The organism is Psychrobacter sp. AOP5-GZ1-6, assembly GCF_052376345.1.
GTDB lineage: Bacteria > Pseudomonadota > Gammaproteobacteria > Pseudomonadales > Moraxellaceae > Psychrobacter.
In genome coordinates this window covers 1-11,444 of the sequence record NZ_JBQSVP010000104.1, presented here as the reverse complement: position 1 = coordinate 11,444, position 11,444 = coordinate 1, and the positions used below count along the sequence as shown (strand labels likewise).

Annotated in this window: 9 protein-coding genes; 6 read left to right on the top strand and 3 right to left on the bottom strand. The window is 42.7% G+C overall.

Going from position 1 to position 11,444, the window contains the following annotated elements; all coding sequences use genetic code 11:
• Positions 1-139: 139 nt before the first annotated feature.
• The 4 genes from ACT3RN_RS11870 (at position 140) to ACT3RN_RS11855 (ending at position 4,407) form a co-directional block, all read left to right on the top strand.
• Complete coding sequence (locus tag ACT3RN_RS11870; protein WP_192518507.1) at positions 140-631, top strand: DUF3015 family protein; 492 nt, start codon at positions 140-142, stop codon at positions 629-631.
• Between the two features lie 129 nt (positions 632-760).
• Entirely contained in the window at positions 761-2,869 is a 2,109-nt protein-coding gene (locus tag ACT3RN_RS11865; RefSeq protein ID WP_192518508.1) for a lipoprotein N-acyltransferase Lnb domain-containing protein, read from the top strand.
• Positions 2,870-3,019: 150 nt separating this feature from the next.
• Positions 3,020-3,997 (top strand): DnaJ C-terminal domain-containing protein, encoded by a 978-nt coding sequence (locus ACT3RN_RS11860; RefSeq protein WP_192518509.1) that lies wholly within the window; start codon positions 3,020-3,022, stop codon positions 3,995-3,997.
• Positions 3,998-4,083: 86 nt separating this feature from the next.
• Positions 4,084-4,407, top strand: a complete 324-nt coding sequence (locus tag ACT3RN_RS11855) for a chaperone modulator CbpM (protein ID WP_192518510.1) — start codon at positions 4,084-4,086, stop codon at positions 4,405-4,407.
• A 118-nt stretch (positions 4,408-4,525) separates the two neighbouring features.
• Here ACT3RN_RS11855 and sstT read toward each other — a convergent pair whose 3' ends face one another.
• The 3 genes from sstT to ACT3RN_RS11840 form a co-directional block, all read right to left on the bottom strand.
• Positions 4,526-5,728 carry a serine/threonine transporter SstT gene (sstT, locus tag ACT3RN_RS11850; protein WP_192518511.1) on the bottom strand — a complete coding sequence of 401 codons (1,203 nt, stop codon included), beginning with the start codon at positions 5,726-5,728 and terminating at the stop codon, positions 4,526-4,528.
• 296 nt (positions 5,729-6,024) lie between these two features.
• On the bottom strand, positions 6,025-6,525 hold the full coding sequence (locus ACT3RN_RS11845) for a DNA polymerase III subunit chi (protein WP_192518512.1): 501 nt from the start codon (positions 6,523-6,525) through the stop codon (positions 6,025-6,027).
• A gap of 35 nt (positions 6,526-6,560) precedes the next feature.
• The gene (locus ACT3RN_RS11840) at positions 6,561-8,216 is read right to left on the bottom strand and encodes a leucyl aminopeptidase (protein ID WP_192518513.1); all 1,656 of its coding nucleotides are present in this window, start codon (positions 8,214-8,216) and stop codon (positions 6,561-6,563) included.
• A 688-nt stretch (positions 8,217-8,904) separates the two neighbouring features.
• On the opposite strand from ACT3RN_RS11840, the gene ACT3RN_RS11835 reads away from it, so the two are divergent.
• Positions 8,905-10,176, top strand: a complete 1,272-nt coding sequence (locus tag ACT3RN_RS11835) for an LPS export ABC transporter permease LptF (protein ID WP_192992324.1) — start codon at positions 8,905-8,907, stop codon at positions 10,174-10,176.
• Positions 10,176-11,366, top strand: a complete 1,191-nt coding sequence (gene lptG, locus ACT3RN_RS11830; RefSeq protein ID WP_192518515.1) for an LPS export ABC transporter permease LptG — start codon at positions 10,176-10,178, stop codon at positions 11,364-11,366. Before ACT3RN_RS11835 ends, lptG begins: the two co-directional genes overlap by 1 nt.
• Positions 11,367-11,444: the final 78 nt, after the last annotated feature.

The window sequence follows — 11,444 nt, the reverse complement described above, 5'->3', positions numbered from 1 at the left end:
AAGAAAAAAATCTTGCTATATTCTTACTATTTGGTAAAATACCAAAGGTTGAACATTGTTTTAGATTTTTTAGAAACACTCATAGTTTTCGATTGTATGGTGAGAAAATCTATCTTTTATTGTCTTGTGAGGAAATTTTATGTTGAAGAAAATTGCGTTTGCTTCAGTTGTCGCTGCAATGATTCCATTTAGCACAGCGAATGCTGATCTTGGTTCTAATTTTAAGACAGCAGATACCGGTCGTACCATCGAGCAGATTTATAAGCAGTGCGGTATTGGCGGCGCTTTATTTGGTAATTCAAGCCCTATTCTTGCTATTATCTCTAACGTAACTTGGGATTTAGGCACCACGGCTGCTACTTCTGACTCTATGTCTCCTAACACTTGCCAAGGTGGTAATGTTAGGGCCGCTGTTTTGATCAAAGAAGCCTTTCCAAGTGTTGAAAAAGACTTAGCTTCAGGCCAAGGTGCTCATTTGTCTGCACTACAGAACGTTGCTAACTGTGATTCAGCTGCGAGCGTACGTGCACAATATGGTCAATATGCTCAGACTTCTGCGTATCGTACCGCTACACAAGATCAAAATGCAGAAACGCTATTTAATATCGTTCAGCAAAACTGCGCTATCTAAATATTGAAAATGTCAGTTATTAAGCAATTCGTTTAATGCTGAAGCTTTTAATGATTTAATGATAAAAAACACGTAAACCTAGTGCTTACGTGTTTTTTATTGCTTATGTATTTATGGTGTCTAGATAACATGCAAAAAGTATTTTTATGGTTGGCTTGTTTTTCGGCATCTACTGCTTATGCAGTAGGAGTTGATGAGTTGAGTATGGTCGATTCAAGCGGTTATAGGCCTAAGCTCGCATCGGTGGATCAGAGCAAACAAACCGACTCTAGTGAGGATGGTGTTATTGAGGCAGCCACGGCTGATAACGATGCTTATCGCAGGGCTGACAGCGAAATGGATAGCTTGCCAGATAATGGACGCAGTATAGAAGCGACCCATGAAGCGTCATTTTCGGAGCCAAAACAAGACGTCAATAAAGACGTAACGATTGACCCCATAAAACTACAATCCCTGTCCCAGCATCGACAGTGGCAACATTTATTATTTTATAAAGATGGTAAAGCAGAAGTTATCTCACCAGGATTTTATTTGACCAACCCAAAGCCACGCTCAAAAAAGGATGTTGATCCTTATGCGGAGCTGATGGCAACGATAGAAAGCATTGATGATGAAAAGGTCGTTTGTAAATATCCGGCCAGATATTTATGGCTTACTCACCACCTACCTGAATTGCATGTCAATCTTAACGAGTGCGCCCAATTGCCAGATCCCAATCAAGAAATAAGCTTGATTTTAGTCAGTAATTATCTAAAAAACCCCGCTTCTTCCTTTGGTCATGTATTGGTAAAAACCAGCCTACCAGCAGGTGCCAAAAACGAGAACGCCAAAAACAAGAACACTAATGAAGTCAGAGAGCTATCGAGTGAGGATTTGCTTAATAGTTCTTATAACTTTGGTGCTAGCATTCCAGCAAATGAAAATGGCGCCATGTACGCTATCAAAGGGCTTTTTGGGCTTTATGATGCTGGATTTTCGGAGACAGAGTTTTTTAAGCAAGACGCAGTGTATTCTAAAAATGAACAGCGAGATATGTGGGAGTATGTACTTAACCTTGAATCGTATGAAACCCAATTATTGAACTATCATTTATATGAAGCAAAATCTGCTCGGTTTGATTATTACTTTATTAAGCAAAACTGTGGCTATCGTTCAGGTGAGATACTTGAGCTGATCAGCGATGTCAAAACAACGGAACGCATAGGCCCTTGGTATGCACCAGACTATGTGTTTGATCAGCTGCTGGAGCATGAAGATGGTGCCGAGTCATTAGTATCTTCGATACGTTATTTGCCCTCTGAACAAACGCAACTGCGTGAGAAGTTTGTACAACTACCTAAGCCTATACAAGATGTTATCAATACCGTAATTCGTACAGAAAATATCGAACTGCTTGCCAATTTGAATGATGAGGATAAGGCACTTGCACTTGATTTTTTGATTTTGCATCGTACATATACAATATCACAGGACGATACGCCACAGCAGCAAGCTTTTAAAAGTGAGTTGCTCAGTCAGCGTTTTAGACTACCAGTGAGTGATGGTTTGGCTCAATTGACTGTACCAAATAAAGCGTCACCAGCATTGAGTAATAAAACCACGCAAACCAAAGTCGCTTTATCTGATGAGATGACAGAAATCGGTTTATCATTATTTGTGAAAGACCCACTCAACGCCTATACAGATATTGATAAGCGTTTTGAAGCTGTACAGCTTTCATTGGGCTATAACTTTGATTCGCGTCAATTGACGTTGACGGATTTTGTGTTTTTGGACATGCAGCAGATTGAAGATCTTAGGCAGCCGCTATCAGGCGAGCCTAAACTGTCTTGGCAGCTAAAAACAGGCGCTCGTACAGATGTTTTTACTGGCAACCGTCACAGTCCTTATGCTCAAGCGGGCGTTGGTGCAGGTGCTAAATTTGGCAAGCATATACTGGGCTACAGTATGGTCAATGCGACTGTCCATGATCAAGACAAGCATGCCGATATCGGTATTGAGGTAGGTGTGCGTGCAAAACGTGATAGACAAAGTGCTGAGCTGTCTTATACCGCCTCAAAACGAGAAGGGCGCGCTAGTATGGATTTTACCAAATTGACATTACGTCAACAGTTATCAAAGAATGACGATGCTCGAATTGTGGTGACATACTCTGACACAGTTACGGCTGATAATAATGCTATATTAGATGATAGAGGTAAATTAAATGCTGCTATAGCCTGGCATCATTATTGGTAATATTTATCTAACCATTTTTATTTTGGTTGCTACTATAATTAAAGTATAGCGACAACCTTTTATATCGCAGTCACACAAATTTCCATACCGTATCGTTGAAAATGGGCATACCAATCTTATCAACATACTTTTATTTTGAGGAAAAATAACATGGCAGAGAAAACCTACTATGACATTTTAGGGGTCAAAAAAGACGCCTCAGACGCCGATATCAAAAAAAAATACCGTAAGCTTGTTCGTCAATATCACCCTGATGTTAGCGATCATCCAGATGCTGATAATAAGATTGCGGAGATTAACAATGCTTACGAAACCATCCGAGATAAAGACAAGCGTGCAGAATATGATGCCATGCTAGACAATCCTTTTGCGGGTCAAGCTGGCGCTGGTGGCTTTGGTGGTCAGTCGGCAGGGGCTGGACAGGGTGGATTCCGTTGGGAAGACATCAAAGATCAGTTTGGTGACGGCGAAGCTTATGGCGATGGTGGTTTTCGCTTCGATGATATTTTTTCTGCATTTGGTCGTGGCGCGAGCGGACAATCACAGCGTGGTGGCTTTGGGTCACAAGATAGCAAAGGTCAAGATCAGCATGCAGAGATTACGGTCGATTTGGCATCAGTTTATAACGGTGACGATTATAGTATCAAATTAAACGTTCCGGTTCGTCAGGCCAATGGCAGCGTGGACTATGACAATAAGACGCTCAAAATTAAAATTCCGAAAGGTATTACTGATGGCAAGCAGATTCGCCTAGCAGGACAAGGTGCGGCTGGTATAGGTGGTGGCAAAAACGGCGATTTATTTTTAAAAGTAAAAATCCGTCATGCAGATAATATTCGTGTTGAAGGTGCTGACGTCTATCAGACCGTCAATATCGCTCCATGGGAGGCGGCATTGGGTGAAAAAATCAATGTCAGTACGCCAGCAGGAAAGCTTGGTGTTTCTATCCCCAAAAACAGTAAATCTGGTAGTAATTTGCGTCTCAAAGGCAAGGGTATTCCTGCCAAGAAAGCAGGTGATTTGTATTTGACCTTAAATATTGTCAATCCTGATATCAGTAGTGAAGCGGCAACCAATGCTTATGAGCAATTAAAGCAGGCCTTTGCTGATGTCCATATTGACCGTTAACTCAACTCCTTGATAGCAGTCATTTATCACCGCAATAGAGATGCATACGATAACGATGAAATAGAAAGAAAACGAGGATAATAGTTATGAAACACTCGCCTGAATTTACCGATATCATCATGAGCTTGGATGAGCTAGTATCTGCCTGTGGCCAAGAGCGCCAATGGGTCATCGAGTTGATGGAAGAAAATATCATTGAGTATGATGTGCCAGAGCGTGAGCAGTTTACTGGCTATCAGCTGACAACCGTGCGCCGTGCCTCACGCCTTAGCCGTGATTTTGAAGCCAGCGTCCCAGCGATTGGTTTGATACTGGAGCTGTTAGATGAGGTGGAACAGTTACGCCAACTAAAACGTCAATTAGACTTACAAACGCCAGTGATAGAAGTGGACATTGATCACATAAAGTAAATAATTTGGTAAATGAAGACACGCCCTAAGAAATAGCCAATAAAAAAGGGCCTCAATAATAAATTGGGCCCTTTATTGTTTTTAGTTTCTCTATTTATAGCGTTTAATCTTCTACAAATTAACGAGAATACGTCGGATCAGCGGCTGCGGTGAATAGTACGTCAGTTGACGAGTTCAGCGCTGTTTCTGCCGAGTCTTGTATCACACCAATGATAAAGCCAATCGCTACCACTTGCATGGCAATTTCGTTTGGAATGTTAAATAGGCTAGCGGCAAGTGGGATCAAGAGCAATGAACCACCAGCGACACCAGAGGCTCCACAAGCACTGATGGTTGCGACCAGACTCAGTAGTAGTGCTGACGCAAAGCTCACTTCGATACCCAAAGTGTGTGCCGCTGCAAGCGTTAAGACGTTAATTGTAATCGCCGCACCTGCCATATTGATAGTGGCACCTAGCGGTATCGTCACAGAATAAGTGTCTTCATGCAGACCCAGTTTGCGAGCAAGGTTCATGTTTACAGGAATATTAGCCGCTGAGCTACGAGTGAAGAAAGCCGTAATACCTGATTCACGCAAGCATCTAAACACGAGCGGATAAGGGTTTTTGCCCGTTTTGACCAACACGATAATTGGGTTGGCGACTAACGCGATAAATAGCATACAACCGATGAGAACCATCAGGATACGTGCATAACCTGCCAAAGAAGCAAAGCCTGTTTCAGCGACAGTATTTGCGACCAAACCTAATATACCAAAGGGTGCTAAAGCAATGACCCATTTGACCACTTGCGAGATCGCATCAGAAAAATCACTGACTACGGTGCGCGCAGTATCACTGGCTTGACGTAGTGCAAAGCCGATGATGATGGCCCATGCTAGAATACCAATATAATTGGCCTCAGCGATGGCATTGATAGGGTTAGCCACCAAATTCATTAATAAGTTAGTCAATACGGCTTCTAAGTTGGCGGGTGGTACTTGCTCAATCGTCGCATTTATCAACACTAAGTTAGTCGGGAATAAAAAACTAGCACCTACCGCAGTCAATGCAGCCAAAAAAGTGCCGAACATATACATAATAAGTACTGGTTTGACATAAACCTTGTTACCGCTACGGTGTTGACTGATAGCAGCCATGACCAAGACAAATACCAGTATAGGCGCAACGGCTTTTAACGCACCTACAAACAGCGTGCCCAATAATCCTAATGCAATGCCGATGTCTGGTGCTTGCCAACCAATCAACACCCCTAAAATCAAACCAATGATAATGAGCGGAACCAGCCCTATACGTTGGTACATCGCAATCAATGAACGCATCTATACACCCTCGATTTAGTCAATATGGTCAAAGCATTTATAAATGGCTACAGCATGATCCTTACTTAAAATACGCAGTATATGCAGGGGTGCTTTGTCGCCATTTTGAAATAATTCGACTGTAAATAAGACGTTTGTAATAAGAACAGAAAAATAACCGAAGGATGGTAGCATTTTTTTGGATAAGCGCCTACCTCTACCCCGTATCCGCATAAGCTGATAGGGCTACCGAAAAGTGCCCAATATGAGAAAGGTAGGATAGTGTTGTATCGTGAGAAATGAAAAAGAGAGGCTGATTACACTTTAAAGTGGGTCAGCTCATAGCCTAGTTGTTGGTAAGCTTTATACTTGTTGCGACCTTCTTGAACACTTAGCGCATCAGGTTTTATCAGCTCAAGGACTCGAGTTGGTTGGGCATTACTGGTCACTGCCATAAAGCTGTTTACAGGATGTATCGTGGTATTGAGTACGATACCTTTGAAATCGGCTGGCATATGATTGCCAAGTAGGACAGGTGCTAGTGACTGGTTACCAGTGTTGATAGTATTGGGAATGGTGTCAGCAGTAGTATCCACATCAGTATTTTTAGAAGCATCTACAAGGCGTTGATGCGGTATAAAACTCGTAGAATCTTGTGCCCATAGCGCCTCATCAAGCGATGACAGTAACGCTTCATCTTCGATCAGAATAAGCAGCGACTGAGTGCTTTTGTTAAGCGCCGTTTGGGTCAGTTGACAAATAAAGCCCAAGATTTCTTGGGCTTTATTTTCACTTAGAACATAAAAGCTAATTTTCATAAATTGACTGTCGTTGATTGGCTGTCATTAATCGATTATGCCATATCCGCGCTATTTTTTAGATATTGCATAAATAATGGTACTGGGCGACCAGTGGCAGCTTTGTCTTTGCCTGAGTTCCATGCCGTGCCAGCGATGTCTAAATGCGCCCATGCTTGACCTTCTTCGATGAAGCGAGATAAGAAGCAAGCAGCAGTGACGGCACCAGCAGCTCTACCACCGATGTTTTGTAAGTCTGCGATAGGTGATTCGAGCTGTGCTTGATACTCATCATCTAACGGCATATGCCAAACAAGGTCACCTGATAAGTTACTGGCGTTTTCTAGCTCAAACAATACGTCTTCGTTATTACTAAAGACTGCTGAGCGTACATGACCAAGTGCAACCACACAAGCGCCAGTTAAGGTAGCAACATCAATGATGGCTTTTGGCTGATAGCGCTGTACATAGCATAGGGTATCTGCCAGTACTAAGCGACCTTCAGCATCTGTATTCAAAATCTCGACTGATAGACCGTTCATGGCTTTGACGATATCGCCTGGACGAGTTGCATCACCTGAAGGCATGTTTTCAGCACAGGCTAACGCACCAACGACATTGATCGGTAGACGTGCTTCACATAACGCCTTGATAGTACCTAGTACTGAGGCTGAACCACCCATATCAAACTTCATCTCATCCATGGCTGCACCAGGTTTGATAGAGATACCGCCTGAGTCAAACGTGACGCCTTTACCGACCAATACGATAGGAGCGTCATCATTTGCAGTTGATAAGTCAGTGCTAGTTGTATTAGTATTTTTAGCAGACTTTTTAGTTGGTAGTTTATCAGCCAATGCTTTTAGACCACCGCTGACTTTGGCACTGCTAGTCGCGGCTTTAGTGGAGCCAGCATCGCTACTGAAGTCAGACTTACCGCGGTATTCCATGAGTACGAGTTTGCCTTCTTTGGTAGAGCCTTGGGCAACAGACAAAAAGCAGCCCATACCCAATTCTGACATCTCATCTTCACCTAATACCTTCACTGTTAATAGGTCAGGATAGGCTACTGCAAGCTCTTGGGCTTTTTCTGCCATATAAGCTGGGAAGCAGATGTTACCTGGTTCATTGGCTACATCGCGAGTCAGACTCTGACCTGCAAACACTGATTGTGCAAATGCTAGCGCAGGCTGTAATGCAGCATCAGCCACGAGATAGATGTCCGTCAGTATCGTTGAAGCTTGTTCAGATTTGTATTTGTCAAAGCGGTAGCTTGCTGCCAATAGGTTGAGAGCAAATTGACCAAACTGGCTTTCTTCTAAGGCATCGCTCAACGCAACAGTGATAGAAGACACACGCTTTTGCGTGCTACTATAAATGGTATTAGCAATTTTTTTCAAGACAGTGTTATTAAGCTTATCGGTATTACCTACACCGACTAATAATAGTTGTACAGGGTTTTGCTTGGTGGTTTTTTTGTCGCCTGCCAATGCGTAATCGACTACAGTTTCACCAGCCTTACCATTAAAATGTGACACATCAATCAGTTGCTCAATACGTGAGGTGTAATCGGTCAGAACAGATTCGGCAAAGATGTTTTTGTTATCATCGATTAAAACAACCAGACACGCTTCATCTTTACTCTTCGCTTCTTTTTTTAGAATTTTTTGCGTATGAGTTTTTGGTAGGTGCTGAGACAATTTAATATTCATATCGTTATCCTTATTAGAGTTATAAAACGAGTGTCGTAACAGTGAGTCAATATGGATGACTCTATTTATTAACGACAGCTTTCAAGGTTAGAGCAACTTACTAGATCAAGGCCTCAAACATAAGAAACATCACACGTGACAAGGCATCACTCATCTTATAGTGGTGAATCCTGCACCGAGAGTGATGACGTTATCGTTCATGTGTATTAAATATATCCTAACTATCTAAAGTGGTTGGCTAAAGCAGTTGGGGTCTTCGGCTATAGTTGTAGTGTAGCATATCAGGTAATGATTGCGCTGTCGGCAAGGGTTAGGTAAAGATTTCGTATATATTTGCTGCACGATCTTGCTATACATCTTTAGAGCCTGTCGCCTATTCAGTAAGGCATGCGTAATGTTTTCAAACACATTTCACCGCCATTCTTAGGCAAAACATGCTAGCATTAGCGGTCATCTTGATCACCAATATTTATAAGGTATTGCTAATAAGTGATACTGCTATCTTTATATCTGTTTAAGACTTGGGCTGAACGGCATTGTTTCTATACTGCTTAGTGCTGTGATTGAATGTTTAACATGCTACAACTATGGAGCATAAAATTGTCATTATTTTGTCCATAATTATGCGACGAATGATTAAGAATACCAACCCTTTTTAAGAGTACCTATTGTGATATTACGCCGCTATATGACCCAACAAGTCGCTTCAACCACTGCTCTAGTATTAGGGTTTTTAGTGGTGATGATGCTAGGTGGTCGTTTGATACGCTACTTTGGTATTGCCGCAGAAGGTAATCTTGATATCAGCTTATTATTTACCATCATTGGTTATAATTTGCCGTACTTCTTAGAGTTAATTCTGCCTTTAGCATTTTTTATCGCATTGATGCTCGTATTTGGGCGCCTGTATGTCGATCAAGAAATGGCTGTTATCAATGCCAGTGGTGTCTCGCGTGGTAAACTTGCTCGTTTGATTACGCCCCTGATATTGGCCTTGTTTGTCGGTGAAGCTGCATTGTCCATTGTCGGAAAACCGTGGGGGGTGCGTTCATCAGAAGCTGTTTGGCAACAGCAAGCTGTGACTAGCGCATTTGATTTGATACGTCCAAATGAATTTATCAGTAGTGGCAATTATCATTTGTATGTGGGCAGCTTAAGTGATGATAAAAAACAATTACAAAATGTGATCCTCATTCAGTCTGAACCTGAAGAAAAGGGCAGTGCTGCTGACAAAGAGGCTATCAATGCTGGTAATACCATTGACCCAGAAACAGCAGAGTCATTGGATATACCAGAGCTACCAGCCGCTGTTATAAACTCTAATATCAGCAAAGATACTATCACGCTCGCCACTCGTGCGGAACAAGTAGATACGGGTGATAGCGGTGTAACCCAGTTGGATTTGTTCCAAGGTCGTCGCTATGAAGTTGGAGCAGGTAGTCTGAAATACAATCAGGTGGGCTTTGATCGCTACCGTATCACTTTGACTGAGTCATCAGAAGAAGTCGTCACCGAAAACAACATTGAAACGCAAGCAATAGGACCATTATGGCAGGCGGCTACTGGCGGTGCACAAGTAAGTAATACCAATACGCTACGTGCAGCACAAGGTGAGCTTGGATATCGTTTTGCTTTACCATGGCTGATGATTATCGCGCCTATGCTGGCCGTACCGCTCGCACAAGTACGCCCTCGTCAAGGTCGTTGGTTACGCTTATTTCCCTCTATTTTATTATTTGTCAGCTGCGCGTTGGGTATTATTTCACTAAAAAATGCAGTAAGCAAAGGCAGTGTGAGTGTGTGGGCTTATGCGTGGTTGGTTCTTGGATTCATGGTACTAGCACTTTATATGAATTGGGGAAGTCGCGTACAGCATCGACTGCGTTTTCGTAAACAACAAAATGCGCCATTAACGGTTATCGATAGTCAAAGCACTGGCTCACAAGGAGGACAGCCTTAATGAGCGCTTTATTCTCTAAGTTGGTTAAAAAGCCTGCCAACCTAAAAGTTCTTAGCCGTTATGTCAAACGTAATGCATTTTTTGCGATTGTCGGAGCGGTCTTAGGTCTGTGGGCGTTGCAGTTGGTTTTTTCTTATTTGTCAGAGCTTGACTCACTAGACGACAGTTATACGATGGGGCAGGCAATTAAGTATATTTTTTATCGCTCACCTTATTTTTTAGAGCAGTTTACGCCAACAGGAGCATTGCTTGGTGCGGTTGTAGGCTTAGGCTTACTCGCTAACAAAAGCGAGCTGGTGGTGATGCGTGCTGCTGGAGTGAGCGTATATCGCATTGTCGGTTGGGTGTTACAGCCTGCCATGATTTTTGTGTTGCTTGCTTTGGCGATTAACCAGTTCGTCTTACCATACTCTAATCAGTTGGCAAAAGAGATCAATGATGCCGATAGCCGCGCATTGGTCACATCGGTACGTGGTTATTGGACTGTGCAGCCACGCTTTGAAAATGCTGCTGATGGTAGTACCATGTCGGATGGCAGTGATGTGTTATATATTGATTATGCTGATGTTCAAGGCAACATCGGTGAGGTCAAACGCTGGCATTTGGATAATAATGGTAGCTTACAAACGGCCATCTATGCAGAAAATGGGCAGTATATTGGTCGTGAACCAGTCGATATGACCATTGATGCACCAAGTGAGCAGTATCGCTATGAGTGGCAGCTGAATAATATGACCAAACTGAATATCGGTCAGGGGTTTGATAGCAGTCAAGCCATCTCACCCTCTGATACATTGAGCCTACCGTTTGCTCCTGAGTCTGTGTATTTGCTCACTCGCAAGGCGGAGGACTTGTCATTGACTCAGCTATATGAGCATCGCCAGTTTATGAGTCAACAGGGTCAGCGCTCTTTGAATCATGAGCTGGCGTTTTGGCAAAAGCTATTATCACCATTTTCTATTTTGTCATTGGTGATTGTCGCCTGTTCATTTGTTTTTGGCTCACTGCGTACGCATAGTTTGGGCTTGCGTATCGTGGTAGCGCTATTGTTTGGTTTGCTGTTTAGTTATATGCAAGATTTGGTTGGCTTTATCTCGCTCGCTACTGGAGTGTCGCCGCTACTCATGGTGCTATTACCCATCATCGGTAGTGCGGCATTGGGTGGATATCTGCTCAAACGGCAGATGTAGCCAGATATCATTTACCATAAAGAAGCCCGCTAAAACACTATGTTTTAGCGGGCTTCTTATTTTTATCACTTTCAAAAA